Here is a 25,592-nt window from a genome sequence, read left to right as displayed (position 1 = left end):
CGATACTAGAGTGGCTTGCATCACACCCGACACAGGTTGTCGCGATTCGCACGCAACAATCTGGTTAACCAGCAAACACCCGGTTTGCCAGCAAATTCACTCACGGGGCGAGCGATCAGTAAATCGCGCCGGACTCGGCGCCGGTGTCCGTTTCGGCCGGTTTCTTCGGTTCCGGTCGGGGAACCACCGCGAGCACCGCGGCCTCGATCTCGGCACGCCGCGCGGCCGTATCCGCATCGCCGAGATCGACGCAGAACACGTCCACCACGGCCGAGCCCATGGTGACCACTTTCGCCCACAGCACGTCGACCCCCGCGCCCGCCAGCGCGGCGGCCAACCTGCTGAGCAGGCCGATCCGGTCCTCGGCGCGCAGCTGCAGCAGCACCTGGCCGGGCGCACCGGATTCCGTCCAGATCAGCCGCGGACGAGACCGCGCGTACGGGCTCGACCGCGCACCGGCGTCGCGCTCCTTCTTCGCCAGCACCGCCGCCAGGTTCAGATCGCCCTTGACCGCACGAATCAGCTCCTGGCGCAGCAGCCCGGCATCCGGCGGATCGCCGAACATCGGCGTCACCACGAACCGGTCGATCGCCGCGGCCCCGGAACCGGCCAGGTCCGCCGACAGCACCCGCAGCGAATGCAGCGCCAGCACCCCGGCGGCGTCGGACAGCAGGCCCGGCGTATCGGGCGCGATAACGGTCACGACGTGGGTATAGCGCCCCTCGCCGGGCGCCAGCTCGACATGCACGCCACCCGCCTTCGCCTTCTCCAGCAGTTCGTCGGAGATCGGATCCTGTTGCGGCAGCGGCTCACCGGCCACCATCAGGCGGCAGCGGCGCACCAGCTCGCCGATCAGCGAGGCCTTCCAGTCGCCCCAGACGCCCGGGCCGGTGGCCAGCGAGTCCGCCTCGGCGAGCGTGTGCAGCAACTCCAGCAGTTGCGGGTCGCCGTCGAGCGCGTCGACGACCATCCGCACGGTCTTCGGATCGTCGAGGTCTCGCCGGGTCGCCGTATCGGGCAGCAGCAGATGGTGGCGGACGATCGCCGACAGCGCGCGCCCGTCCGCGGGCCACAGTCCCATCCTGCGGCCGATCTGCGTGGCCAGTTCGGCGCCGACCACGCTGTGGTCCTCGGGGCGGCCCTTGCCGATGTCGTGCAGCAGCGCACCCAGCAGCAGCAGGTCGGGACGCGACACCCGGGTGCTCAGGCCGCTGGCGTAGGCGACCGTCTCCACCAGGTGCCGATCCACCGTCCAGGTGTGCTGCGGATCGCGCGGCGGCAGATCGCGCACCGCGCCCCATTCCGGAAACAGCCTGCCCCACAGCCCCGTTCGGTCCAGCGCCTCCACCGCGTCCACCGTGCCCCGGCCCGCGCCGAGCAGCACGAGCAGATCGTTGAGCGCCTCCCGCGGCCACGGCTCGCGCAGTTCCGGCGCGTCCTCGGAGAGCCGGTTGAGCGTCGTCGCGGCCATCGGCAGACCCGTCTGCGCCGAGGCCGCGGCCACCCGCAGGATCAGGCCCGGATCCTTCTGCGGGCGGGCATCGCGCGCGAGCACCACCTCACCGGCGTGTTCGACCACCCCCTCATCGAGTGGTCGGCGCACCGGCACGCGGCGCAGCCGGGCCAGGCCACGCCGCGGCAGCGCGTTGCCCGCGGTCCGCAATCCGACGTCGACCGAATAGCCGACCGTGCGCGCCGCGTCGCTGAGCGTGCGCGCGAGGTCGAACCGGTCGCCGATGCGCAGGGCGGCGCCGATCTCGTCGGCGTCCTGGGCGCGCAGCTGATCGCGGGAGCGGCGGGCGACGCGATGCAGCTCCGTGCGCACATCCAGCAGTCGGCGATGCGCGTGTTTCAGGCCGCCGCCGGGCACGTCCGGGCAGAGCCCCGGCATGGCGTCGGTCAGCTGGGCGATGGCGAGGGCGTCCAGCAGCTGAATATCGCGCAGCCCGCCGCGGCCGTTCTTGAGGTCGGGTTCGGCGCGGTGGGCGATCTCGCCACCGCGCTTCCACCGGGCCTGCGCCTGCTCCACCAGTTCGCCGAAGCGGGAGCGGATTCCGGTGCGCCACTCGCGGCGCACCCCGCCGATCAGCAGGTTGCTCAGCTCCTCGTCACCCACGATGTGGCGGGCCTCGAGCATGCCGAGCGCGGCGGTGAGATCGTCGGAGGCCACGCGCAGCGCCTGCGGGACCGTGCGCACGCTGTGGTCGAGTTTGATGTGGGCATCCCAGAGCGGATACCAGAGCCGGTCGGCGACCTCGGCCACCCGCCCGAGGTCCACGTCGTCGTGCAGCAGCACCAGGTCCAGATCGGAGTAGGGCAGCATCTCCCGGCGGCCCAACCCGCCGACCGCGATCACCGCCAGGCCGCTGTCGCGGGTGATGCCCAGCTCGGCCCCCTTGCCGGTGAGCCACAGGTCGTGCAGGTCGACCAGGGCTTGGCGCAGCGATTCGGCGTCCAGACGCGGATGGCGGGTGTCGCCGCCGTCGAGCAGTTGCTCGCGAGCCCGCACCAGATCCGTTGCGCCGCCCGAAACTTCGTCTCTCGCCTGGAAACCCACAACCACCACCCATTCCGTGTCCTGCGCACCCGGCGTGCGGGACGTGCATCCGTCCGGTCCCGGGGGAACCGGTCCGCATGCGGGCGGCCCCGCCCCGGCTGCCGTCCGGCCGGTGCGGGGCCGCCGCGCGTTACTGCGTGCTGCGGCGGGAGCCGTATGCCCGCCGACGTCGATGTCGGCGGGAGCGGGCCCGCCCTGGCAGCGCTGACTGCCCAGCCCGATACTCCCGCCGGATCATCGTGTTCTTACAGAGCGTCGGCGCCGCGCTCGCCGGTGCGGACCCGGATCACCGAGTCGACCGGGCTCACCCAGACCTTGCCGTCGCCGATCTTGCCGGTGCGGGCCGCCTCGACGATCACTTCGACGACCTTCTCGACGGAGGCATCGTCCACGACGACCTCGACACGAACCTTCGGCACGAAGTCGACGGAGTACTCGGCGCCGCGGTAGACCTCGGTGTGGCCCTTCTGCCGCCCATAGCCCTGCACCTCGCTGACGGTCATGCCCAGCACGCCTGCCTGCTCCAACCCGCTCTTGACGTCCTCGAGCGTGAACGGTTTGACGATTGCAGTGATCAGTTTCATTGCGTCATGCCTCCTTGACGGCGGTACGTGCCGTGCCACCCACAGCAGCGAAATCGTATGCCGTTTCCGCGTGCTCCGACTCGTCCATCCCCTGGAATTCGGCTTCTTCGTCGGCGCGCAGGCCGATGGTGAACTTGATCGCCAGCGCGATGATCGCCGTCACCACGCCGGAGAAGATCAGCACCGCGAAGGCGCCGACGGCCTGCTTGCCCAACTGGTCGAAGCCGCCGCCGTAGAACAGGCCCTCGACCGCGGCGGGCGCCTCCGAGGTGGCCACCAGGCCCACCATCAGGGTGCCGACCAGGCCGCCGACCAAGTGCACGCCGACCACGTCGAGCGAGTCGTCGAAGCCGAACTTGAACTTCAGACCGACGGCCAGGGCGCACAGCGCGCCCGCGACGACGCCGATGGCGAGCGCGCCGACGACGTTCACCGAGGAGCACGAGGGGGTGATCGCGACCAGACCGGCCACGATGCCCGACGCCGCGCCCAGCGAGGTGGGCTTGCCGTCACGGAACTTCTCCACCAGCAGCCAGGCGAGCATGGCGGCCGCGGTGCCGATGGTGGTGGTGACGAAGGTGGCGCCCGCGATGCCGTTCGCGGCGGTGGCCGAACCGGCGTTGAAGCCGTACCAGCCGAACCACAGCAGTCCGGCGCCGAGCATCACGAACGGCAGGTTGTGCGGGCGCATCGGGGTCTTGGGCCAGCCCTTGCGCTTGCCGAGGACGATCGCCAGCACCAGGCCCGCGATACCGGCGTTGATGTGCACCGCCGTGCCGCCCGCGAAGTCGATCGCCTTCAGCTTGTTGGCGATCCAGCCTCCGGACTCACCGGTGATGCCGTCGAAGGAGAACACCCAGTGCGACACCGGGAAGTAGACGACCGTGGCCCACACGCCCGCGAACAGCAGCCAGGAGCCGAACTTCAGGCGGTCGGCGACCGCACCCGAGATGAGAGCGACGGTGATGATCGCGAACATCAGCTGGAACGCCACGAACACCGACAGGGGGATGGTCCCCGCCAGCGGCACGGCGGCAGGGGCGGCCGGATCGGTGGTGGCCAGATAGCTGCCACCGAAGACCGACTTCAGGCCGAAGTACTGCGTCGGGTCGCCGAACAGGCTGCCCTTGTCGTCGCCGAAGGCCATCGAGAAGCCGTATAGCGACCATAGGACTGTGATCAGGCCCATCGCGCTGATACTCATCATGATCATGTTGAGCACGTTCTTGCCGCGCACCATGCCGCCATAGAAAAACGCCAGGCCTGGCGTCATGAGCAGCACGAGTGCCGAGCTGGCCAGCATCCATGCGGTGTCCCCGGTGTTGGGTTCACCGATTACGGGAAACGCCACCTTGTTCCTCCTCATCTCGGGCCCGTCCGAATACGGCAAACGAGCCTGACAAGAAGGTTCCTCAGTCGGTGTTTCCGCCGTGGCGCGGCGATGTTTCCGCTGGGTGAACGGATGAACGTACATTGTTGCCATCACGTTTCGTGATGTTCGCCACGGCCAGGACCTCGTTGCGATGACCTCTCGCCCGCCCGTCAATCCATTCCCAACGAGCTGAAGGCTCGTGTCGGAAACGAGGCTCGTGCCCGGATATGAGGTGCGGGTTCAGCCGAGGAGGGCGTCGACGAAGGCGCCAGGTTCGAACGGGGCCAGGTCGTCGGCGCCCTCGCCGAGGCCGACCAGCTTCACCGGCACACCCAGCTCGTGCTGCACTTGGAAGACGATGCCGCCCTTGGCCGTTCCGTCGAGCTTGGTCAGCACCACGCCGGTGATGTCGACGACCTCCGCGAACACCCGCGCCTGGGTGAGTCCGTTCTGGCCGACCGTCGCGTCGAGTACCAGCAGCACCTCGTCGACCGCGGCCTTCTTCTCCACCACCCGCTTGACCTTGCCCAGTTCGTCCATCAGGCCGGTCTTGGTGTGCAGGCGACCGGCGGTGTCCACCAGCACCGCGTCCACGCCGTGGGTGATGCCGGCGCTGACCGCGTCGAAGGCGACCGACGCCGGGTCGGCGCCCTCGCGGCCGCGCACGGTCTCGGCGCCGACCCGCTCGCCCCAGGTCTGCAACTGGTCGGCGGCGGCGGCGCGGAAGGTGTCGGCGGCGCCGAGCAGGACCCGGCGGCCGTCGGCGACCAGCACCCGCGCCAGCTTGCCGGTGGTCGTGGTCTTACCGGTGCCGTTCACGCCGACCACCAGCAGGATCGACGGGTGGTCGTCGTGCGGGAGCGCCCGGATAGAACGATTCAGCTCCGGGCGCAGGGCCTCGACGAGGACGTCGCGCAACACTTGGCGGGCCTGCTCGTCGGTGCGGACGCTGCGCGAGGCCATCTCCTCGCGCAGCCGCCGCACGATCGTGGCGGTACTGGCCGTACCGAGATCGGCCATGACCAGGGTGTCCTCGATCTCCTCCCAGGAGTCCTCATCGAGGTCGCCGCCGCCGAGCAGGCCGAGCAGGCTCTTGCCGACCGCGTTCTGGGAGCGCGACAGTCGCCCGCGCAGCTTGGTCAGCCGACCGGCGGTGGGCTCGATCTCCTCGATCTCGGGTGCGGGCGCGGCGGTGTCACCCGCGACGCCGTCCGTGGTCGGATCGCCGGCTGCTCCGTCGGCGATCTCCTCTCCGACGACCTCCTCCTCGAGCGCCGCCTCGGCGGTGGGCTCCGGCAACCGGACGTCGGTGATGGTGCGGCGCGCAGAATCGCGCGGGATGGCGGCATCGTCGCCGATGTGCGGCTGGCCCTCATCGTCGGTCCGTTCCAGCGGGACCGGCGCTGGTTCTTCCGTCTCCGCAACGCCCGCTCCGGCGCCGCCCTGACTGAAGCTGAATCCCCCGGCCGCCTTGTACCCGCCCGACTTGTCGGTCAGCTCCTTCTCGGGAGCGGACGGGGTCAGCGTCACCCGGCGGCGTTTGTACAGGACAAATCCGGAAACGAACGCCACCAGCAGCACGGCGGCGATCGCGGCGATCAGAATCCAAGCTTGCGCAGTCACGCCCCCATCCTTTCAGAACGCCGGGTGACACCCTTGGGGCGGCGGGGGCGCGTCGCGCGGCTACACCGGATCGATTCGGGGCAAGGCCGTGTTCGTGCCCGAGACCCGGTTCGGCTGAGGCTCACCCGAGCCGCGTGTAGTTTGCGGCCTCCGAGGCGTCGGCGTCCGTCGTGAGGAACGCGGCCAGCATCTCCTCGGCGAGTGCGGGGGAGGTCAGGCGCAGGCCCAGAGCCAGCACGTTGGCGTCGTTCCACTTGCGGGCGCCCTCGGCGGTGCCCCGATCGGTGCACAGCGCGGCCCGCACACCGGCGACCTTGTTCGCCGCGATCGAGACGCCCGTGCCGGTCCAGCAGCACACCACCCCGCGGTCGGCGGCTCCCCGCGCGACCGCCTCGCCCACCCCGCTGCCGACCTCGGGCCAGGCGATGTCCTCGCCGACCACCACCAGCTCGTGCCCCTGGGCGGTGAGCCAATCCTTCATATAGCGCGTCAGATCCGTGGATTCGTCGGTACCGAAGGCGATCCGCATACTTCGAGAGTACGGTTGCCACACGCCCTTAACACACCGCGAGGTTATTGAGTGCTAGGACACGCCGCTCGGGACGATCGATGACCCCATCAGCTACCGACCGGTCTGCCCGTCCTCGCACCACGCGGCGGAAGGCGCGGCGAATCCGACAGCTAGACAATAGGATCGGCGGCGTGACCGATCGAAATGTGCTTGGGGGACCGCTGGAGGAGTGTGGCACCGATCCTCTCACCGGCTTCTACCGGGACGGGTGCTGCAGCACCGGCCCGGAGGATCTGGGCAGCCACACGGTGTGCACTGTCGTGACCCAGGACTTCCTGGAGCACCAGAAGTCGATCGGCAACGACCTGATCACCGCGCGCCCGGAGAACAACTTCCCCGGCCTGCAGCCCGGCGACCGCTGGTGTGTCGTCGCGGTGCGCTGGCTGCACGCCCATGAGGACGGCGTCGCGGCGCCGGTCGTGCTGGCCGCCACGCATGAGAACGCGCTCGAGGTCGTCCCGATGGACACGCTGCGCAAGTACGCCGTCGACGTCCCCGATGACGTCAGCGATCTCCTCTGAACCACCCATAGCGGCAATGCCGCCGAATACGTACCCAGCGCCGGTGCCGCGAAAGCGACACCGGCGCCTCGTTTGTGGTGCCGCGTACCGACCGCGATCAGGGATACAACCGGCCCAGGTAATCGTGGTAGAGCACGACGAAACCCTCGTCGTCGACATCGATGTCGGCCTGGTACTCCCCCGAACTGAACCGCACGGTGCGCCCACCACGGGGTTCGTACCTTTGCCCGGACCGAGCGGCGGACAGTTCGGGGACGGTGACGAACTGCATCGTGTAGTCGCGTGGCGCGGCGCCCTCGGCCAGCAGCCGGTCCCGGACGACGGGCAGCGTGTTGAAGAATGCCGAATGCTGGAGGTCGAAATAGTCGGCGCCATCCAGCCGGTGGCGGACCGGGCCGTCTCCGATGTCGACGGTCAGCTCCGACCCGTCGAGTTCCCAACGCAATTCGTACACCAGGCCCAGCTGCGTGCCGCGCGCCCGGTCCAGGCTCTCGACGTGGACGATCTCCATCCGCGGCTCATCGAGCCCTTGCCACACGAAAGTTCGCACGCGAGGAGCATAGCGACGCACCGGGCTTCGGCGCACCGGTGTTGTTCCGGCACCTGCTGCCCGGCGTCGGTGGGCCCGCTGGACGCCGGTCGTCGGATTCACGTCGTGGTGCGCGATGCGGAATCGGCCGCCGCGCAGGGCGTCCGGGCCGTGTTCGCCATTCCGCCCGCTCCGTTCGGCGCGTGCGACCGGACAACGAGACCTCGTTGTCTCCGATATCGCCTCATTGGGCTCGTGAATACACCAGCCCGGTCGCGAGCGTAAGACCCTGCCGTACAACGTCAGAATCAGGCTGGCGTCGAATCCCGGTCAACCACCTGACGGGGTCGGTGTGCAGTCCGGCTGGAACGGATAGCACGTACGGCGGGACGTGGTGGGTGGCTGGGCGGGGTCTATCGCCGGATCGGAGACACGGACCGTGGGGGCGGTCGGCGAGGACGGGGCCTTGGAGCCCACGAAGATGAGCGCGACGAGCACAATCAGGCTGAACACGACCAGTCCACCCAGCACCAGCACCGGCGCGATCCCGGCCACCGCCATGAGGGGTATCCGTCGCACACGCCCGCGCGGCGGGCGCATGGGCCGGACATCCCCGTACCGCCTCATCGCGCCGTAGTCCATCGTGGGACGCCCGCCCAGCCGCGACCCGCGCCCACTGGGCACCCGCCTGCTGTGCGCCCGAACGTACCTGGCACCCCGCATATGATCCCGCACCCGCCGCGCCATACCGCGAGTATCGCAGCCGACACCCACGACCACGCGAATACATTGCACTACGCCCGGTTTCGCACCAGGCATCCCCCGACGAGGAGGGCGGCCACGCCTCCTGCCCGTAATCCCGGTCCCACGGCGATCATCAGGTACCGCTCCAACCCCGCCGCGGCCATCGCACGAGCCGCGCCCACAACGCTGTCGCCATACCGCACACTTACCCCGTCGTCATAAGAGCCGAGTTGATGCGATGCAGTGATCGCTGTCCGAAACGCAGAGCGGAGAAGAACGATGAGTACGCAGCTCACCATCTACAGCGTGAGTCTCGAGAACGTGCAACTGTGGGTTCGGCAGCCGGGCCCCGGGATGCTGGAGGAGAGCCGACGGCGTGCGATCGCCATGGACGTGCAGAGCGAGGGAAGCGGAGCCCCATCCGTGGCGGAAGCCGTCGACGACATTTTCGGTGACCGCGCCAAGAACTCGGATGCCGGCGACGCCTACGCACGCGTCTGGCAGGACGTGATCGAGTACGGCGAGTCGACCCGCTTCGACCTCGGGCCGCTGCGGCGGGGAGCGCGGTTCCTCGAAGATGCGAGTGAGGAGCTCGAGGCCGCCGGAGTCCCCCGGGGACTTACGCCATCGGGCTTCGTCTACGACAACCCCTTCGCTGGTACGCCCCAGGCCAAGAACGCGCCGTTCGTCGGACATGTGGCGGCCCACCGGGTGCGGGAGTTGCGCGAGGTCTACGGCGGGCTCACCGTCGGGTCGGAGACGGCCGGTCTGGTCGACGTCCTGCTGGCCGCCGCGGACGAGACCCTCCGCTTCAACGCGTTCGCCCTGAACTTCCCCGACGGACCGCTGCCGCCACAGGACCTGGTCACCTTCTACGGCTGAGCGGCGGTCATCACTACTGCTCAGGTATGGGAAGGGCGTTTCGGCCGACGCCCGCTGTCAGTGCAGAACGCCGTAGGTGGCCGCGATGGTGAAACCGTGCTGGCCGCCGCGGACTTCGCACGTCACCGTGCCCTGGAAACCGACGCCGCACGTCGTGACGTCCCATTCGATCTTGTGGCCCTCCGGCAGCACCTTCGCTTCCGGCTGTGTGTGCCTGGGTTGATCGGAGGTCACGTATTCGGCGGCCGAACCGGTCCCGGATACCCGGGTCGCGTTCGCTCCGGATGGCGCATCGATCGGCACCGCATCACATCCCGCGCCGCCGGAATTCAACGCGATCGAGCAGAACCGGCCATCCGGCGTCCGGAACCAAACCTCCCCTCGACCTGGGGATCCGGGAATCTGGTACTCGGCCGGGTCGACCGGTGTGTACCGGCCGAGGTCGTCGGACTGCGCCGCGGCGGGCGCCCCCGTCATGAACAGTGCCGATACCGCCGCGAGCAACCCCGATCCAATAAGTCCCAAACGTCCGATCACGATCGTTCTCCTGTCCCTTCGGCCGAGCATACGGACGCAACATCGCTCCGGAACCCGGGCGTTATCCCATCAGAGGCGGGACCCGATTCCTGCCTTGGTGCATAAAAGCGATGCCCGCGGCGAGTTCGCGCTCCACTATGGCACATGCCTGATCGTCGCCCGCCTCGATCCGTTCCTTCAGCCACTCGTGCAGGCGCGAGTGCTCTTCCCCGGCGAGCCCTCCCACGCCTGCGCGGAGACGGCGGCCGCCCACGAGCCGACGAGGTGAACTCAGCGACGGGTATCCAGCCAGGCCCGGACCTCGTGCATCAACGCGACCGGCGCGTCGTAGTGCATGAGGTGGTTGGCGCCCGGCACCAGCCGCAGGGTGGAGCCCGGGATGAGGTCGTGCAGGCGGTGGGCGCGGTCGGCGGGGATCCAACCGTCGGCTTCACCCCAGACGATGTGGACCGGAATCTCCATGTCTCCCAGGCGATCCTCGTTCTCGCGCAGGAACTTCTCGTCGTACTGGGCGATTTGGCGGTAGAAGGCCGGTTGGCCTTCCGCGCCGGTCCACGGCTGCACGAGCGCGTCGAGGATCGGCTCCGGAAGCTCTGTGGCGCTTGCGTTCTGGACGTAGGCACGCACGAGCGCCCGATGGATGTAGTCGGGCAGCTGCCCGAGCAGGTCGGGATTCTCCTGCACGTATCGGAAGAACGGCGAACCGCTCGGCGGGATCGCGACCACGTCCACCAGCATCAGCGACGCATAGGCCGCCTGCTCGACCAGATGCGCGCGCAGCGACACGGCACCACCGAAGTCGTGCGCGATCACGTGCGGCGCCGTCAGCCCCCAGTGCTCCAGCAGCGCGGCGAAAGCCGCTGCCTGAGAACCGAAGTCGACCGCGTGGTCAGACTCCTTGGAGGACCGGCCGTACCCTGGCATATCCCACAGGTACACGGTGAAGTCCCGTGCCAAGGCCTCGGCGAACGGCTGCCACAGCACCGAGGAGAACGGCGTGCCGTGACAGAAGACGACATCGGGACCGCTCCCCGCCCTGGCGCAGGCGATACGCCGCCCCTGCCATTCGACGGTCTCGTCAAGATCCATACCAGCAGGATAGCCGCGATCCCTGCGGTCAGCTGGGCGCGCCGACCAGGTTCTCGCCGCGCATGCGCTGGCTGATCACCTGGGTGATGCCGTCGCCACGCATGCTGACGCCGTAGAGCGCGTCGGCGATCTCCATGGTCGGCTTCTGGTGGGTGATGACGATCAGCTGGGACTTCTCGCGCAGCTGCTCGAACAGGCCGATCAGGCGGCGCAGGTTGGTGTCGTCCAGCGCGGCCTCGACCTCGTCCATCACGTAGAACGGCGAGGGGCGGGCGCGGAAGATCGCCACCAGCAGGGCGACCGCGGTCAGCGACTTCTCGCCGCCGGACAGCAGCGACAGCCGCTTGACCTTCTTGCCCGGCGGGCGGGCCTCCACCTCGATGCCGGTCGTCAGCATGTCCGACGGGTCGGTCAGCACCAACCTGCCCTCGCCGCCGGGGAACAGTTTCGCGAAGACGCCGACGAATTCCTCCCGCACGTCCTCCCACGCCTCGGTGAACACCTGCAGGATCCGGCCGTCCACCTCCGACACCACGTCCAGCAGGTCCTGGCGCGCCTTCTTGACGTCCTCGAGTTGCGTGGACAGGAAGTTGTAGCGCTCCTCGAGGGCCGCGAACTCTTCCAGCGCAAGGGGATTCACCTTGCCGAGCGTGGTGAGGTCCTTCTCGGCGCGTTTGGCGCGGCGCTGCTGGGTGGCGCGGTCGAAGGGCATCGGCTGCGGCGGACTCACCGCCTCGCCGCGCTCCTTGGCCTGCTCGTACTCCTGCAGTTCGAGCGGCGTCGGCGGCATCGGCACGTCGGGGCCGTACTCGGTGATCAGATCGTCGAGGGCCAGGCCGAATTGCTCGGAGATGGTCTCCTCCAACTGCTCGATGCGCAGCGCCGCCTCGGCCCGCGCCACCTCGTCGCGGTGCACGGCGTCGGTGAGCTGCGTCAGCTGGATGGTCAGTGCCCGCGTCCGCTCCTTGGTCCGGTCCACCTGCGCGGCGCAGTCGGTGCGGCGGCGGACCAGCTGGTCGCGACGCGAACTGGCTTCGGCCACAACGGTTTCCAGCTCGGCGGCGACCCGCTCGGCGGATTCGGCGACGACCGCGGCGACCTCGGCGGCGCGGCGACGCGCGGCCTGGGCCCGCTCCGCGCGGGCGCGCGACTCGCGTTCGGCGCGGGCGGCCCGGCGCAGCGAATCCGCCTTGCCGCGAACCGATTCCGCACGCTCCTCGGCCGTGCGCACGGCCAGGCGGGCCTCCACCTCCATGGCACGGGCCTCGGCGAGCGCGGCGGCGGCCTCCTCGCGCTCCTCCCCCGCGGTCTCGGTGCCCGCACCGTCGTCCGAATCCAGTTCGGACTGTTCGGATTCCACGTGCCGCAGCCGATTCTCGAGTTCCGCCATCTTCCCCAGGTTCTCCTCCCGCGCGGTTTCGGCGTCGGCCCGCTGTGCCTGCAGGCGTTCGCATTCGGTCCGGGCGGTGCGGGCGGTCTCGCCGAGGCGGCCGAGCCGGTCGTAGATCGACACCAGCGCCTGATCGGACTCGTGCAGGGCGAGCAGCGCCTGGTCGGCGGCGGCCTTGCGGTCGGTCTGCTCGGCCTCCGCCCCCGACAGCGCGGCCTCGAACTCCTCGGCCTGGCGTTGCCAGGACGCCAATTCGGCCTTCGCGGCATCGATATCGGCCTGGATCTCGAGCTGGCTGGGCGCCCGGTCGGAGCCGCCGAGCAGCCAGCCGGTGCCCGTGAGGTCGCCGTCGCGAGTGACGATGCGCAGATCAGGTTGCGCCGCGAGCACCTCGGCGGCCGCGGACATGTCGTCGACGACCACGGTCCCGGCGGTCAGCGCGGCGACGGCGCCGCGCATGGCGTCGGGAGCGTCGACCACCTCCGAGAGTCGTCGCGCGGAGCCGGGCAGCGGTCCACGGTCGCCGTCGCCGACCGACCCGGCCGCGCCGCCGTAGACCACCGCGGCGCGTCCCCCGTCGGCCTCCTTCAGCGCGCGCAGCGCGGCATGCGCGGTGCCACCGGCCGCCGCGGCGACCGCGTCGGCCAGCGGGCCGAGCGCGGCGGCGACCGCGGCCTCGAAACCGTTGTGCACCTGCAGCATTGCCGACAGCGGGCCTAACATGCCCTCGGGCCGATGCTCCAGCAGCCAGGCGCCGCCGTCGCGACGGGCCAGGCCCATGGTCAGCGCCTCGATCCGGGCGGTCAGCGAGGCGACCTTCTTGCTGGCCTCCCGATCGGATTCGCGCAGTTCGGCGACCCGTCGCTCGGCCTGTTCCAGCGCCTCGGCGGCATGCTCGTAGGCGGTGTCCAGGCTCTCCTCGCCGGCGTCGAGTTCGCTCAGTTCGCTTTGTACGGATTCGAATTCGGCCTCGGCGCCCTCGCCGCGCCGACGGGCCTCCGACAGCGCCTCCGACAGGCGCGCGATCTCGGTGTCCGCGGATTGTGCGCGGTGCCGCAGCGTGTCGACCTGTCCGGACAGCCGGGCCAAGCCCTCCCGGCGGTCGGCGATCGCGCGCACGGCGGCCAGGTGCGCCTGTTCGGCGGCCTTGGCGGCCTGTTCGCGCTCGTGCAGCTGCTCGCGGGCGGACTCGAGCGTCTCGGCGGCGACCTCCACCGCCGCCTGGAGTTCGGCCTCCTCGGCCTCCACCCGGGCCGCCTCGGCCTCGAGCTGCTCGGGATCGCGCCCGGTGCCGGTGGGTTGCTCGATGGTGAGGTTGCGGGCGCGGTCGCGGGCGATGCGAATGGTGGCGTTGACGCGTTCCACCAGCGCCGAGAGCTGGAACCAGGTCTGCGCGGCGGCCTCGGCGCTGGGCGTCAGCCGGGAGAGCTCGAATTCCTGTTGCGCCAGCGCCGCATTGGCGGCGTCGAGCTCGGCCTGCACATTGATCTGCTGTTCGCGGGCATACGATTCCTTGCTCTGCTGGCTCTCCAGCTCGCGGCGCCGGGTAACCAGATCGTCGGCCGCCAGACGTAGCCGGGCGTCGCGCAGTTCGGACTGCACGGTCGCCGCGCGCCGCGCCACCTCGGCCTGGCGGCCCAGTGGCTTGAGCTGGCGGCGCAGCTCGGTGGTGAGGTCGGTCAGGCGCGCCAGGTTGGCCTGCATGGCCTCCAGCTTGCGGACCGCCTTCTCCTTGCGCTTGCGGTGCTTGAGCACGCCCGCGGCCTCTTCGATGAACGCGCGGCGGTCCTCGGGACGCGATTCCAGGATGGCCGACAGCTGGCCCTGCCCGACGATGACGTGCATTTCCCGGCCGATACCGGAGTCCGACAGCAGTTCCTGCACGTCCATCAGGCGGCAGGAGTTCCCGTTGATCTCGTACTCGCCCGCGCCGTCGCGGAACATGCGCCGGGTGATCGACACCTCGGAGTAGTCGATGGGCAGCGCCCCGTCGGAGTTGTCGATGGTCAACGTGACCTCGGCGCGGCCCAGCGGCGCGCGCCCGGCGGTACCGGCGAAGATGACGTCCTGCATCTTGCCGCCGCGCAGTGCCTTGGCGCCCTGCTCACCCATCACCCAGGTGAGCGCGTCGACGACGTTCGACTTGCCCGAGCCGTTCGGCCCCACCACGCAGGTGATGCCCGGCTCGAACCGCAGGGTCGTCGCGGACGCGAAGGACTTGAACCCCTTCAGCGTCAGACTCTTCAGGTGCACAGCACGCCAATCTACCCGCTACCCGCAGATAGCCCCGCGTACGCCAGCCCCCGAATGTTCTCCACCCGGTTGCCCACCCCCCACGCCCGCTACCGGTCGAGGGACAGGGGGCGGCAACCGCGGGACTCCCAGCCGGTGAGGACGCGGAAGACCAGGACGGCGCCCCACGGGCCGATCACCCATATCGGCCAGGGATAGGTGAATTCGCCCGCGCCCAGCGAGATCATGGCCCAGATCGCCAGGCACAGCAGGCCGACGCCCAGCCAGGCGCTGCCTTCGATGCGCTGCCAGATCGGGAAGCGGTTCGACGTCGCCGACGTTTTCTGTTGCGCGGCACGCTGTTTGGGCAACTTGGGCAGGTCCGACAGCACCAGCTTCAGATCGTCCCGCGTGGTGGTGGCGTAGACCTGCGCGATGCGCTGATCGTATTCGGCGAGGTCGAGGCGCCCCTCGCTCAGGTGCCGGGCCAGCAGCTCGGCCACCTGCTGGCGCTCGGCGTCGGAGGCGCGGGTACCGGTCGCGATGTCCATGGTCTGTGGTCCTATCGAGAGTTCTACATTCCAAAGTGGAATATAGGACCCATGATCCAAACTCCATAGTGGAATGTCAAGAGCTGGGCACTCTGAGGACGGCCGTCCACCCACATCGCGAACGCCGGGTCGTTCCGACCCGTCCGCCGTCCCGGCGAACGCGGGGATCCGCCTCGATAAGTTAACGACCATTTGCGCTCATGTGTGAACAAATGAGAAGGTAGAACTCCATATATCGCACAAGGAGTTCTTCGTGGATCTGGACTGGTCGCCCGCCGATCTCGTGTTTCGCGACGAGGTTCGGCGTTTTCTGGACGAGCACCTCACCCCCGAGCTTCGGCGCGCCGGGCAGCTCGCCACCAGCGTCTACCCGGATCACGAGGCCAGCATGCGGTGGCAGGAGATCCTGCACGCCCGCGGCTGGGCCGCGCCCGCATGGCCGGTGGAGCACGGCGGCTGCGACTGGAGCCTGACCCAGCACTACATCTTCGACCGGGAGTCGACGCTGGCGGGCGCCCCGGCGCTGTCGCCCATGGGCATCCGGATGGTGGCGCACGCGATCGTCGCGTTCGGCACCGAGGAGCAGAAGTCCTATTTCCTGCCACGCATCCTCACCGGCGAGGTGTTCTTCTGCCAGGGCTACTCCGAGCCCGAGGCGGGTTCGGACCTGGCGTCGCTGACCATGGCCGCCGTCGACGACGGCGACGACCTGGTGTGCACCGGCTCCAAGATCTGGACCACCCACGCCACCGAGGCCAATTGGATCTTCTGCCTGGTGCGCACCTCCAAGCTGGAGCGCAAACAGCAGGGAATCACGTTCGTGCTCATCGATATGAACACCCCCGGCATCGAGGTCCGTCCGCTGGTGATGACCTCGGGCGAGCAGGTGCAGAACCAGGTCTTCTTCGACCAGGTGCGGGTGCCGAAGGCCAATGTGCTCGGCCGCATCGACGACGGCTGGACCGTGGCCAAGTACCTGCTCAATTTCGAACGCGGCGGCGCCCTCGCGCCCATGCTGCAGGTACTGGCGGAATCGCTTGCCGAACAGGCGGTCTCGCAGCCGGGGCCGAACGGCGGTGCGCTGCTGGACGATCCGGCGTTCGCGGCCAAGCTCGCCGACGCCCGGATCCGCGCCGACGTGCTGGAGATCCTGGAATTCCGCACCGTGGCCGCGATATCGCAGGGCAGGAACCCGGGTCCGGCGGCCTCGACGCTGAAGATCCTCGGCACCGAACTGAGCCAGCGGCTCACCGAACTCGCGCTGGAGGCGGCGGGCCCGCGCGGCCGCGCCTACCAGCCGCATGCCGCCATGCCCGGCGGCCCGGTGGTCGACTTCACGCCCCCCGCGGACGACTACGTCAGCGGCGACGAGTGGCAGGCGGTCGCGCCGCTGCGCTACTTCAACGACCGGGCCGGTTCGATCTACGCCGGTAGCAACGAAATTCAGCGCAACATCATCACCAAGGCAACCCTGGGACTGTAGAGATGGACTTCGAATTCACCGCCGAACAGCAACTGCTCCGCGATACGGTCACCGAGTTCCTGGCTGCCCGCTACGACCTCGAGAAGAGCCGCGCCGCGGCCCGCACCGGGCCGGGCTGGCAACCGGAGATCTGGCGCGCCTTCGCCGAGGAGGTCGGCATCCTCGGCGCCAGCCTGCCCGAGAGCGCGGGCGGTTTCGGCGGCGGCGCCGTCGAGACGATGCTCATCGCCGAGACGCTGGGCGGGGCGCTGGTCGTCGAGCCGTATGTGGACACCGTGGTGCTGGGTGGCGGGCTGTTGCGCCGGGCGGGCGGCCAACGGGCCGGAGAACTGTTGCGCGGCATCGTCTCCGGTGACGTGGTCACGGCTCTGGCTGCGCTGGAGGCGGATTCGGGCTACGACGTGCGCAAGGTGTCCACCACCGCACGGCGCGACGGGGATTCGTGGGTCCTCGACGGCGCGAAGGTGATGGTGACGAGCGCACCGCTGGCCACGCACCTACTGGTCACCGCCCGGACGCCGGGCGCCGAGGGCGTGTCGCTGTTCGTGGTGGCCGCCGATGCTCCCGGCCTCACCCAGCATCCCTACCGCACCATCGACGAACGCCGCGCCGCCGATCTCGCACTCGAGGGTGTGCGGGCCGACGCGCTGCTGGGAACCGAAGGGGGCGCGGATGATTCGCTCGCCACCGCCGTGGACGAGGCCATCGCCGCGATCTCGGCCGAGGCGGTCGGCGGCATGCGCAAGGTGCTCGCCGACACGGTCGCCTACGCCAAGCAGCGCCAGCAGTTCGGTGTCCCGATCGCTTCGTTCCAGGTGTTGCAGCACCGCATGGTAGATATGCACCTGGAACTCGAACAGGCCATCGCCGCAACCTGTCTCGTCACCCTGAAGCTCGACGCCGATCCGGCCGAACGGGCCCGCGCCGCTGCCGCCGCCAAGGCGACCGTCGGCCGTGCCGCGCGCTTCATCGGCCAGCACGCGGTCCAGCTGCACGGCGCCATGGGTATGACCGAGGAGCTGTCCATCGGCCACTTCTTCAAGCGCCTCACCGCGATCCAGCACGAGTGGGGCTCACCCGACCACCACACGGCCCGCTACGCGGCCCTCACCCGCCCGCGGTAGCCCGCATCACCTCCGATTACCGGCACGCTCCATCACCTGTGCCCGTGGCGAGGGAAGGGCAGTCCAGAGGGCTGGGTCGGGCGCGTTCGCTCGGCGGCCGCATTCCGAATCCGCGCCGCGCACAACCGAACCCAGCGTGCGCGGCGCGGTGTCTCTACCGGACGGGCTCGAAGTCCCGGCTGGCGATGTACGTCGGCCGGGCCGCCCCGGCCGAGTACGGTTCCTGCAGGGTGTTCTCCACGCTGTTGAACACCACGAAGATGTTCGAGCGCGGGAACGGCGTGATGTTGTTGGACGATCCGTGCATGATGTTCGAATCGAACAGCAACGCCGACCCCTGCGGTCCGGTGAACTGCGCGATGCCGTGCTTGTTGGCCATGGCAGCGATATCAGCGTGCGCGGGCACACCGATCTGCTGCTCCTTCAACGACTCTCGGTAATGCTCGGACGGTGTCTCGCCCTGACACGGCACGAACGTGTTCTGCGAGCCGGGCATCACCATGAGGCTGCCGTTGAACGAATAATTCTCGGTCAGTGCGATCGACAGGCTGACCGCACGCGGGGCGGGCATACCGTCCTCCGCGTGCCAGGTCTCGAAGTCCGAATGCCAGTAGAACCCGGCACCCTCGAAGCCCGGCATGTAGTTGACCCGGCTCTGGTGGATGTACACCTCGGAGCCGAGAACCTGCCGGGCCAGCCCGACCACACGTTCGTCCCGGATCAGTTCCGCGACCGCCCGGCTGATCTTGTGCACCTCGAAGATCGACCGCACCCGGTTCGATGTCTTCTCGATGATCACGCGCTCATCCAGGCGCAGTTCGGGATTGGAGGCCAGCCGCTCGATCTCGATCGAGAAATCGGCCACCTCCTCCGGCGAGAGTAGCTGATCGATGATCGCGTACCCGTCGGCGTCGAAGTTCGCCAGTTCCGGCGAGGTGATCCGCCCCCACACGGTCGGATCGTTGCGTTCGATCGGCGGCACCTCGGTCAGCGTGCGGGTGCGGTAGCGATCGATTCGACTGTCGGCCAACGTCATCGCGGTGTTGTCCTCCTACCTACTCGGTAACGGCGACCAACGGGTAGACGCCGTTCTCGTCATGCACCTCCTGGCCTGTTACCGGCGGGTTGAACACACACAGCATCCGCATCTGGGTGCGGGTTTCGATTCGATGGCGCTCATGCCCGTCCAGCAGATACATCGAGCCAGGCCCCAATTCGTAGCTGACACCGTGGTCGAGATCGGTGAGGGTGCCTTCGCCCTCGACCAGCCACACCGCTTCGACGTGGTTGGCGTAGTGGAACTCGTGTGTGGTGTCTGCCTGAATCGTGGTCTCGTGGAAGGAGAAACCGACTCCGTCGCCACCGAGAATGATCCGTTTGCTGCGCCAACCGGCGTCGGAAACATCTCGGTCGGTGCCGGTGATTTCGGCGGTGGTCCGCACGATCATGGGTCAGTTTCCTCCTCGTGCCATGCCGACCGCGTCGCCCAGGATGCTCAGGCCGTGGTCGAGCTCGTCTTCGGTAATGGTGAGCGGCGGCAGCAGCTTCACCACCTCATCCTCCGCGCCAGAGGTCTCGACAAGCAACCCCTGTTCGAAGGCGATTCGGCTGACCTTGTTCGCCTCCGACGGCTCGTCGAACACCAGTCCGTGGACCATGCCCCGGCCGCGCGTGGATACACCCTCATACGTATCAGACAAAGCACTGAAAGATCGATGGATTCGCGCACCGTTCGCCGCGGTCGCCTCCTCGAGACGGCCGTCGGACCAGAAGTGCTCCAGCGCCGCGGTCGCGGTCACGAACGCCGGGTTGTTGCCGCGGAAGGTGCCGTTGTGCTCGCCGGGCGCCCACTGGTCCAGCTCACGGCGCATCAGCACCAGCGCCAGCGGCATGCCGTAGCCACCGATCGACTTCGATAGGGTGACGATGTCGGGGGTGATCCCGGCGATCTCGAAGGAGAAGAACGGGCCGGTGCGGCCGCACCCCATCTGCACGTCGTCGACGATCAGCAGGATGCCGCGCGCGGCGGTCAGCTCGGACAGGCGCTTGAGGAACTCCGCCCGCGCCACGTTGACCCCGCCCTCGCCCTGCACGGTCTCCACGATCACCGCGGCGGGCTTGTCGACGCCCGACGAGCCGTCGTCGAGCATCTTCTCCATCCAGGCCAGCTCGTCGGCGCCGTCGAGGTAGCCGTCGTAGGGCATCGGATTCACGTGCACCAGCGGCACGCCCGCGCCCGCCCGCTTGGCGGCGTTGCCGGTGACCGACAGCGCGCCCAGCGTCATGCCGTGGAAGGCGTTGGTGAAGTTGAGGATCGTGGTGCGACCGGTGATCTTGCGCGCCAGCTTCAGCGCGGCCTCGACCGCATTGGCGCCGGTCGGCCCGGGGAACTGCACCTTGTAGTCCAGTCCGCGCGGATCCAGCAGCACGCTGTTGATGGTCTCCAGCAGCCGCTGCTTGGCGACGGTGGACATGTCCAGGCCGTGGGTGATCCCGTCGCGCGCGATGTAGTCGATCAGCGCCTGCTTCAGCACGGGATTGTTGTGGCCGTAGTTCAGCGCCCCGGCACCGGCGAAGAAATCCAGGAAATCGCGGCCGCTGGCATCGCGGATCCAGGAGCCCTGAGCTGTGTCGAACAGCGTGGGCCAGGACCGGCAGTAGCCGCGCACATTCGATTCGAGCGATTCGAAAACGGTCATCTCAGCGGTCGTCGTCATCGATGATCCTTTCGTGTGGTTTGCGCCGCGGAATGCAATGGCGCGATCCGGTACAGGTCCTCCGATTCATGACCGTCCGGAAAGTCTTCGGGTTTGAAGAGCGACTCTCGCGTCAGCTCGGCGCCCCGGCGTCGCGCCAGCGCGGCGAACATCGCCAGCGAGGCCGCGTTATCCGGGGAAACGGTGGTCTCCAGTGTTGTAACTCCTTGCCCTGCAACATTGTCGACCAGGCCTTCGAGCATCGCCACCCCGACTCCGCGGCCGCGGAACGCGTGGTCGACGGCCACCTGCCAGACGAACACCGTGTCCGGTGCCTCAGGCCGGAGAAATCCGGTGACGAATCCCGCGATTTCCGAGCCGATTTCGGCAACCACACTGGTTGCCGCGAAATCTCTGCACCACAGCAGATACGCATAGCTCGTATTCGCGTCCAGTACCTGGGAATCGACGGCGATCTGCCACAACGTCGCCCCATCGCTGACCTGTGGCGTGCGAATCACCACTGGCACAGACGTTTCCTTTCGACTTTCGGGTCGGTCGGGAGAAGGGGATCCGAATGGCGCACTCCGCGTTCGGGTCTGCATCACTCTTTAAGGGTTGCGAATGAACTTTGAGGCCACCCGGTCGACTACTTTACGGTCGTGTTACAGAAATATGTTCGGTGAATTGCGTCACGGCGGGTAGCCGGACGACGAACCTCGCACCCCCTCCCGGACTGTCCGTACATTCGACCATTCCCCCATGTGCCGCAACGGTTTCGGCGACGAGCGCCAGGCCGATTCCGGTGCCCGTTCCGCCGCGTCTGCCGCGACGCACCGTCACGAAACGTTCAAATATGCGCTCCCTATCGGCCGCCGCGACGCCCGGACCGGAGTCATCGATTGTGATCCACACCTCAGTCCCCCGATGGTCCACTCCGACGCCGACCACGCCACCGCCGTGCTTCTCGGCGTTGTCGAGCAGATTCACCAGGGCCCGCTCGAGTTCCAACTTGCGGCCGGTCACGGTGCCGTCGGCGGCGACGGTCAGCAGCTCCGGCGGATAGCGCAGTTCGTCGAGAGTGTGGGTGAGCAGTTCGCGCACCGACAGCGGCTCGGCATCGGCGCCGTGCATCCGCGCCTCCGCTCGCGCCAGCGCCAGCAAATCGTCGAGCAACCGGCGCAGATGCTCCAATTCGGCCCGGACCAGCACCAGCGCCTGCCGCGAGCGTTGCGGCAGTTCGTCCTCGTAGCGCGACATCACCCCGACGCTCGTGGTGAGCGTCGTCAAAGGGGTCCGCAATTCGTGACTCACGTCACCGACGAGTCGCCGCTCTCGATCGATGCGGCGCTGCAGCGAGTCGACCATGGTGTTGAACGCGTCGACCGTCGGCGCGAGATCGGGGTCGTCGGTATCCGGCAGCCGGGTGCCGAGCTCACCCGAGGCTATGCGCGCCGCGGTGCCCGTGACCCGTTGCAACGGGTCCAGCAAACGCCGCGTGAACCACAGGCCGAACACCGCGCCGATCGCGGTGCCCGCCACAGCGCAGACCGCCAGCGTCTCCCAGAAGCCGCGCCCCAGCGCCGACACCGTCGCCGCCAGCACCGCCGACACCAGGCCCGCGGTCACCGCGAACGCGAAAATGGCTCGGCCGCGCAGGCTTTGGCGGCCGGGCAGCCGAGAGTGGCCGCGCTGCTCAGCGTTGAACATCGAGTCGATAGCCGAGTCCCCGCACGGTGACGACGATGCACGGCTCCGACGGATCTCTCTCGATCTTGGTGCGCAGCCGTCGCACATGCACATCCACGATCCGCTCGTCGCCGAAAAAGCCACGATCCCAGACCCTTTCGAGCAGCACGCTGCGCGAGAGCACCCGGCCCGGCGTCTCGGCGAGCTCGCACAGCAGGCGAAACTCCGTCAGCGTCAGGTGCAGTTCCTCCTCGCCGCGGCGCACGGTGCCGCCCTCGACCGACAACAGCAGCGGGTTCTCCTCGTCGGCGTCGAGCACCACCTCCTGCGGTGCGGGCGGCTCGGCGAACTGCTGGGCGCGGCGGCGCAGCGCCCGCATACGCGCGGTGATCTCCTTGATCTCGAAGGGCTTCGTCACGAAATCGTCGGCGCCGGCCTCCAACGCGGCGACCACATCGTGAGTATCGTCACGGGCGCTGACCACTATGATCGGCACGTCGTGATCACGGCGGATCTCCCGGATGCAGGTGAAGCCATCCATCTCCCCGAGCATCAGATCCACGATCATCACATCGGGCGCACCGTTGTCGCGCAGATGTTCGAGCGCGTCCTCGGCTTCCTCGGCCTCTTCTACGTCGTAACCTTCATCCTCCATGGCCAGCCGAAGCGCGCTCCGTACCCGGTCGTCGTCTTCTACGATCATCAGGTTCGCGCTCATAATCTTCTTCCCTAGCAGAAACTCGGCCGTTTGCCCCAGTGCCTTGACAACACGGTTACGGAGGGCAGAGAACGGTAGCTGGAGTACCCGCTCAATCAGTTCGTAAACATGGGGCAACACCTCGGTGTGCCTCATCCCCCAGTGTCCCCGTAAACTACGCGCCAAGACAGTTTGGCCATGGTGCGCTGCGGGGGCCCGCTCAGCAGGCGCACGGCGAGCGCAGGAGACACCATGTCAGGTCGCCGCTGCCGATTCGGTGTCGCTTTGGGTGTTATCGCCCTGGTGACGATGCTGATGGCCGCGTGCTCATCCTCGTCGGGTTCGGGATCGAAACCGGCCCCGGCGAGTTCCGGACCGGCGGCACCGGTCATCTCGGTGACCCCCGGGGACGGCAGCGAGGACGTCGACCCCCTGGGGAAGATCGAGGTCTCCGCCTCCGACGGCATCCTCTCATCGGTCACCATGACCAATGACCAGGGCAAACCGGTGGAGGGCATCCTCACACCGGACAAGACGGCCTGGAAGCCGACGGGCCCGCTCGGGTATGGGCGCACCTACACCGTCACCGCGCAGGGCGTGACCATCGCCGGGCCCAGCGGCCCGGCGAAAGCCAGCTTCTCGACGCTGACGCCACGCAATCAGACCAAGGCATACCTGACCACCACCGGCGGCCAGACGTTGGCCGAGGGCGGCACCTACGGCGTCGGAACCGTCATCGTGGCCAAGTTCGACGAACCCATCGCGGACAAGGCGGCGGCCGAGAAGCGGCTGAGCGTCACCACCGATCCCCCGGTGCAGGGCGCGTGGTACTGGCTCGACGACGCGCGGGCGCACTGGCGGCCCCAGCAGTACTGGGCGCCGGGCACCAAGGTGAACGTGTCGGCGAACATCTTCGGCGCCGAACTGGGCGGCGGGATGTACGGGCAGGAAGACACCAAGACCAACTTCACCATCGGCCCGTCACACGTGTCGATCGCCGATGACAACAACAAGCAGGTGCAGGTCTTCGAGAACGGCAAGCTGATCCGCACCATGCCCACCTCGATGGGCCGCGGCGGCAGTCAGCAGGTCGGCGGCAAGACCATCTACTTCAACACCCCGGCGGGGATCTACACCGTGATGGACAAGGGCAACCCGGTGATCATGGACTCCTCCACCTACGGCCTGCCGGTCAACGACCGCTTGGGCTACAAGGAGACCATCGGCTGGGCCACTCGCATCAGCGGTGACGGAATCTACCTGCACCAGCTCGATGACACGGTCTGGGCGCAGGGCAGTCAGAACCTCTCGCACGGCTGCCTGAACCTCAATGCCGAGAACGCGAAATGGTTCTTCAACTTCTCGCTGCCCGGGGACGTCGTGGAGGTCCGCAACACCACCGGCCCGCCGCTGCCCACCTGGAACAACGGCGACTGGCTGGTGCCGTGGGACCAGTGGCTGGCGGGCGGCGCGCGGGACTGATGCCGGATGGCCAGGCGGAGAAGACTCGACGAGCACCCCACCGTCCTGCGGATCCGGGAGCGCTCCGGCGGGGTCGTCCGGCCGACTGAGCCATTGGACGCGGGGTGGTTACGCGGGCTGGCGCTGGAGTCCGGCGCCGACGATGTCGGCTTCGTCGAGATCGAGCGGGCCGAGCTGGCCGACGAACGCGCCGCGGTCGACGCCGCGCTGCCGGGCGCCTCACCCAGGTGGCGGAGTTGGCCATCACCCTGAAACAGGGCGACGGGAATGAGAGAGTGCCCTCGCGCCGCCTCCTGACGGCAAGGCCGACTCGTCTGGAAGACGATGGCGACCTTGGGTTTGGGGTCAACTCTTCACGGGGTACTGCTTGTCCAGGGCGAGGTTGAGTTCTAGGACGTTCACTCGGGGCTCGCCGAGGAAACCTAGGTCTCGGCCGTTGGTGTGGGCTTCGACCGCGGTGCGGACCTCGGACTCGGAGATGTCGCGGGCCTTGGCTACACGGGGGATCTGGAGGGCCGCGTAGGACGGGGAGATGTGCGGGTCCAGGCCGGAGGCGGAGGTTACGACCGCGTCGGAGGGCACCGGGGTGTCGCGGGAGGCGTCGCCCTCGATCGGGACGATGAGGCCCGCCGAGTAGTCCTCGCCGATCTGTGCGCACTCCACCTGCACGCCCTTGTAGGTATCGAGAAACGGTGTGGCGGGGCAGGCCTCGTTCATACTGACCACCTTGGTGGGGTGCTCCACACCCCCGCGGGCATCGCGCGGGCCGAGCACCGACAGCACCGCCCCGACACCGCTGGACGCGCAGAACGGCCGACCGCCGTCCACGCCCTCGCGCTCGCCGATCTCCTTACTGCGCGCGCACACCTGAGTGAGCAGACTCCGCTTGGCAGCGTCCGGATCGTCGGCGAGGGTGTCGACGATGCTCTCCGGACCGAGATTGGTGAAGCTGGTCGAGGTCGGGTCGTAGCCGTCGCCCTTGCCCGACGACGACGGGCGGCTCTGGAAGTACTGCGCCAGGGCGGCGCCGTTGCCGTCGGTGAACGCCTGCCCGATCAGCGACGAGCCGACGACCCGGCCGTCCCGCTCGAGGAGCGACCCGCCCGCCTTGTCGTTCAGGCCGGGCAGCTGAGCGACCAGGAAAACCGCTACGGGATAGACGATTCCGGTGATCACGGTGAGCACCAGCAGCGCACGCAACGCCGCGAGGTGCTGCCGGATCCAGGTTGACATACGCAT

24 protein-coding genes are annotated in these 25,592 nt (G+C 68.5%); 6 read left to right on the top strand and 18 right to left on the bottom strand.

Features of this window, described 5'->3' with window-relative positions; translation table 11 throughout:
• Nucleotides 1–115: 115 nt before the first annotated feature.
• The 5 genes from ACYVLQ_RS17410 to ACYVLQ_RS17390 form a co-directional block, all read right to left on the bottom strand.
• The gene (locus tag ACYVLQ_RS17410; protein ID WP_460698518.1) at nucleotides 116–2,566 is read right to left on the bottom strand and encodes a [protein-PII] uridylyltransferase; all 2,451 of its coding nucleotides are present in this window, start codon (nucleotides 2,564–2,566) and stop codon (nucleotides 116–118) included.
• Nucleotides 2,567–2,802: 236 nt separating this feature from the next.
• Complete coding sequence (locus ACYVLQ_RS17405; protein ID WP_429414103.1) at nucleotides 2,803–3,141, bottom strand: P-II family nitrogen regulator; 339 nt, start codon at nucleotides 3,139–3,141, stop codon at nucleotides 2,803–2,805.
• Nucleotides 3,142–3,145: 4 nt separating this feature from the next.
• Nucleotides 3,146–4,492, bottom strand: coding sequence for an ammonium transporter (locus ACYVLQ_RS17400; protein WP_460698517.1), 1,347 nt, complete (start codon nucleotides 4,490–4,492; stop codon nucleotides 3,146–3,148).
• 261 nt (nucleotides 4,493–4,753) lie between these two features.
• Nucleotides 4,754–6,136 (bottom strand): signal recognition particle-docking protein FtsY, encoded by a 1,383-nt coding sequence (gene ftsY / locus ACYVLQ_RS17395; RefSeq protein WP_460698516.1) that lies wholly within the window; start codon nucleotides 6,134–6,136, stop codon nucleotides 4,754–4,756.
• A gap of 121 nt (nucleotides 6,137–6,257) precedes the next feature.
• Entirely contained in the window at nucleotides 6,258–6,665 is a 408-nt protein-coding gene (locus ACYVLQ_RS17390; protein ID WP_460698515.1) for an RpiB/LacA/LacB family sugar-phosphate isomerase, read from the bottom strand.
• Between the two features lie 173 nt (nucleotides 6,666–6,838).
• Here ACYVLQ_RS17390 and ACYVLQ_RS17385 point away from each other — a divergent pair, with 173 nt between their 5' ends.
• Nucleotides 6,839–7,228: a DUF2237 family protein gene (locus tag ACYVLQ_RS17385; protein ID WP_460698514.1), complete on the top strand. Its 390-nt coding sequence runs from the start codon at nucleotides 6,839–6,841 to the stop codon at nucleotides 7,226–7,228.
• A gap of 97 nt (nucleotides 7,229–7,325) precedes the next feature.
• Here the strand turns inward: ACYVLQ_RS17385 and ACYVLQ_RS17380 are convergent, their stop codons facing one another.
• Together ACYVLQ_RS17380 and ACYVLQ_RS17375 are read right to left on the bottom strand one after the other, a co-directional pair.
• Entirely contained in the window at nucleotides 7,326–7,778 is a 453-nt protein-coding gene (locus ACYVLQ_RS17380) for a putative glycolipid-binding domain-containing protein (RefSeq protein WP_460698513.1), read from the bottom strand.
• A gap of 309 nt (nucleotides 7,779–8,087) precedes the next feature.
• Nucleotides 8,088–8,318: a hypothetical protein gene (locus ACYVLQ_RS17375; protein ID WP_460698512.1), complete on the bottom strand. Its 231-nt coding sequence runs from the start codon at nucleotides 8,316–8,318 to the stop codon at nucleotides 8,088–8,090.
• 462 nt (nucleotides 8,319–8,780) lie between these two features.
• On the opposite strand from ACYVLQ_RS17375, the gene ACYVLQ_RS17370 reads away from it, so the two are divergent.
• Entirely contained in the window at nucleotides 8,781–9,383 is a 603-nt protein-coding gene (locus tag ACYVLQ_RS17370; RefSeq protein WP_460698511.1) for a DUF7691 family protein, read from the top strand.
• 57 nt (nucleotides 9,384–9,440) lie between these two features.
• Here the strand turns inward: ACYVLQ_RS17370 and ACYVLQ_RS17365 are convergent, their stop codons facing one another.
• From ACYVLQ_RS17365 to ACYVLQ_RS17350, 4 genes are all read right to left on the bottom strand, one after another.
• Nucleotides 9,441–9,920, bottom strand: a complete 480-nt coding sequence (locus ACYVLQ_RS17365; RefSeq protein ID WP_460698510.1) for a hypothetical protein — start codon at nucleotides 9,918–9,920, stop codon at nucleotides 9,441–9,443.
• Nucleotides 9,921–10,190: 270 nt separating this feature from the next.
• On the bottom strand, nucleotides 10,191–11,009 hold the full coding sequence (locus tag ACYVLQ_RS17360) for an alpha/beta fold hydrolase (RefSeq protein WP_460698509.1): 819 nt from the start codon (nucleotides 11,007–11,009) through the stop codon (nucleotides 10,191–10,193).
• 28 nt (nucleotides 11,010–11,037) lie between these two features.
• The gene (gene smc, locus ACYVLQ_RS17355) at nucleotides 11,038–14,652 is read right to left on the bottom strand and encodes a chromosome segregation protein SMC (protein WP_460698508.1); all 3,615 of its coding nucleotides are present in this window, start codon (nucleotides 14,650–14,652) and stop codon (nucleotides 11,038–11,040) included.
• Nucleotides 14,653–14,741: 89 nt separating this feature from the next.
• Nucleotides 14,742–15,182 carry a DUF1707 SHOCT-like domain-containing protein gene (locus ACYVLQ_RS17350; RefSeq protein WP_460698507.1) on the bottom strand — a complete coding sequence of 147 codons (441 nt, stop codon included), beginning with the start codon at nucleotides 15,180–15,182 and terminating at the stop codon, nucleotides 14,742–14,744.
• 253 nt (nucleotides 15,183–15,435) lie between these two features.
• Here ACYVLQ_RS17350 and ACYVLQ_RS17345 point away from each other — a divergent pair, with 253 nt between their 5' ends.
• The gene (locus ACYVLQ_RS17345) at nucleotides 15,436–16,665 is read left to right on the top strand and encodes an acyl-CoA dehydrogenase family protein (RefSeq protein ID WP_460698506.1); all 1,230 of its coding nucleotides are present in this window, start codon (nucleotides 15,436–15,438) and stop codon (nucleotides 16,663–16,665) included.
• A gap of 2 nt (nucleotides 16,666–16,667) precedes the next feature.
• Nucleotides 16,668–17,789, top strand: coding sequence for an acyl-CoA dehydrogenase family protein (locus tag ACYVLQ_RS17340; RefSeq protein ID WP_460698505.1), 1,122 nt, complete (start codon nucleotides 16,668–16,670; stop codon nucleotides 17,787–17,789).
• A 154-nt stretch (nucleotides 17,790–17,943) separates the two neighbouring features.
• Here the strand turns inward: ACYVLQ_RS17340 and thpD are convergent, their stop codons facing one another.
• Genes thpD through ACYVLQ_RS17310 form a run of 6 tightly spaced genes read right to left on the bottom strand, consistent with a single transcriptional unit; the run spans nucleotide 17,944 to nucleotide 22,892 of the window.
• Nucleotides 17,944–18,825 carry an ectoine hydroxylase gene (gene thpD, locus ACYVLQ_RS17335; RefSeq protein WP_460698504.1) on the bottom strand — a complete coding sequence of 294 codons (882 nt, stop codon included), beginning with the start codon at nucleotides 18,823–18,825 and terminating at the stop codon, nucleotides 17,944–17,946.
• 19 nt (nucleotides 18,826–18,844) lie between these two features.
• Complete coding sequence (locus tag ACYVLQ_RS17330) at nucleotides 18,845–19,237, bottom strand: ectoine synthase (protein ID WP_460698503.1); 393 nt, start codon at nucleotides 19,235–19,237, stop codon at nucleotides 18,845–18,847.
• 3 nt (nucleotides 19,238–19,240) lie between these two features.
• A complete protein-coding gene (gene ectB, locus ACYVLQ_RS17325; RefSeq protein ID WP_460698502.1) occupies nucleotides 19,241–20,506 on the bottom strand; it encodes a diaminobutyrate--2-oxoglutarate transaminase in 1,266 nt (421 codons plus the stop codon).
• A complete protein-coding gene (gene ectA, locus ACYVLQ_RS17320) occupies nucleotides 20,503–21,090 on the bottom strand; it encodes a diaminobutyrate acetyltransferase (RefSeq protein ID WP_460698580.1) in 588 nt (195 codons plus the stop codon). The genes ectB and ectA overlap by 4 nt, the downstream gene beginning before the upstream one ends.
• A gap of 49 nt (nucleotides 21,091–21,139) precedes the next feature.
• Nucleotides 21,140–22,195, bottom strand: coding sequence for a HAMP domain-containing sensor histidine kinase (locus ACYVLQ_RS17315; protein ID WP_460698501.1), 1,056 nt, complete (start codon nucleotides 22,193–22,195; stop codon nucleotides 21,140–21,142).
• Nucleotides 22,182–22,892, bottom strand: a complete 711-nt coding sequence (locus tag ACYVLQ_RS17310) for a response regulator transcription factor (protein WP_068013687.1) — start codon at nucleotides 22,890–22,892, stop codon at nucleotides 22,182–22,184. Before ACYVLQ_RS17310 ends, ACYVLQ_RS17315 begins: the two co-directional genes overlap by 14 nt.
• 231 nt (nucleotides 22,893–23,123) lie before the next feature.
• Here ACYVLQ_RS17310 and ACYVLQ_RS17305 point away from each other — a divergent pair, with 231 nt between their 5' ends.
• Both ACYVLQ_RS17305 and ACYVLQ_RS17300 read left to right on the top strand, forming a co-directional pair.
• Complete coding sequence (locus ACYVLQ_RS17305) at nucleotides 23,124–24,353, top strand: L,D-transpeptidase (RefSeq protein WP_460698500.1); 1,230 nt, start codon at nucleotides 23,124–23,126, stop codon at nucleotides 24,351–24,353.
• Nucleotides 24,354–24,359: 6 nt separating this feature from the next.
• A complete protein-coding gene (locus tag ACYVLQ_RS17300) occupies nucleotides 24,360–24,605 on the top strand; it encodes a hypothetical protein (RefSeq protein WP_460698499.1) in 246 nt (81 codons plus the stop codon).
• Between the two features lie 93 nt (nucleotides 24,606–24,698).
• Here ACYVLQ_RS17300 and ACYVLQ_RS17295 read toward each other — a convergent pair whose 3' ends face one another.
• The gene (locus ACYVLQ_RS17295; RefSeq protein ID WP_460698498.1) at nucleotides 24,699–25,592 is read right to left on the bottom strand and encodes a potassium-transporting ATPase subunit C; all 894 of its coding nucleotides are present in this window, start codon (nucleotides 25,590–25,592) and stop codon (nucleotides 24,699–24,701) included.

The sequence above is a fragment of the Nocardia thraciensis genome (assembly GCF_054782435.1).
This window is presented reverse-complemented; position numbering and strand designations above follow the sequence as displayed.

Excerpts from the sequence above, each read along its gene's own strand:
- ACYVLQ_RS17340 (WP_460698505.1), top strand. The coding sequence starts at position 16,668 with ATGGACTTCGAATTCACCGCCGAACAGCAACTGCTCCGCGATACGGTC.
- ACYVLQ_RS17330 (WP_460698503.1), bottom strand. The coding sequence starts at position 19,237 with ATGATCGTGCGGACCACCGCCGAAATCACCGGCACCGACCGAGATGTT.
- ACYVLQ_RS17310 (WP_068013687.1), bottom strand. The coding sequence starts at position 22,892 with ATGAGCGCGAACCTGATGATCGTAGAAGACGACGACCGGGTACGGAGC.
- thpD (WP_460698504.1), bottom strand. The coding sequence starts at position 18,825 with ATGACGTTGGCCGACAGTCGAATCGATCGCTACCGCACCCGCACGCTG.
- ACYVLQ_RS17360 (WP_460698509.1), bottom strand. The coding sequence starts at position 11,009 with ATGGATCTTGACGAGACCGTCGAATGGCAGGGGCGGCGTATCGCCTGC.
- ACYVLQ_RS17390 (WP_460698515.1), bottom strand. The coding sequence starts at position 6,665 with ATGCGGATCGCCTTCGGTACCGACGAATCCACGGATCTGACGCGCTAT.
- ACYVLQ_RS17315 (WP_460698501.1), bottom strand. The coding sequence starts at position 22,195 with ATGTTCAACGCTGAGCAGCGCGGCCACTCTCGGCTGCCCGGCCGCCAA.
- ACYVLQ_RS17375 (WP_460698512.1), bottom strand. The coding sequence starts at position 8,318 with ATGGCGGTGGCCGGGATCGCGCCGGTGCTGGTGCTGGGTGGACTGGTC.
- ACYVLQ_RS17295 (WP_460698498.1), bottom strand. The coding sequence starts at position 25,592 with ATGCGTATGTCAACCTGGATCCGGCAGCACCTCGCGGCGTTGCGTGCG.
- ACYVLQ_RS17370 (WP_460698511.1), top strand. The coding sequence starts at position 8,781 with ATGAGTACGCAGCTCACCATCTACAGCGTGAGTCTCGAGAACGTGCAA.
- ectA (WP_460698580.1), bottom strand. The coding sequence starts at position 21,090 with ATGCAGACCCGAACGCGGAGTGCGCCATTCGGATCCCCTTCTCCCGAC.
- ACYVLQ_RS17350 (WP_460698507.1), bottom strand. The coding sequence starts at position 15,182 with ATGGACATCGCGACCGGTACCCGCGCCTCCGACGCCGAGCGCCAGCAG.
- ACYVLQ_RS17405 (WP_429414103.1), bottom strand. The coding sequence starts at position 3,141 with ATGAAACTGATCACTGCAATCGTCAAACCGTTCACGCTCGAGGACGTC.
- ACYVLQ_RS17305 (WP_460698500.1), top strand. The coding sequence starts at position 23,124 with ATGTCAGGTCGCCGCTGCCGATTCGGTGTCGCTTTGGGTGTTATCGCC.
- ACYVLQ_RS17300 (WP_460698499.1), top strand. The coding sequence starts at position 24,360 with ATGGCCAGGCGGAGAAGACTCGACGAGCACCCCACCGTCCTGCGGATC.
- ectB (WP_460698502.1), bottom strand. The coding sequence starts at position 20,506 with ATGACGACGACCGCTGAGATGACCGTTTTCGAATCGCTCGAATCGAAT.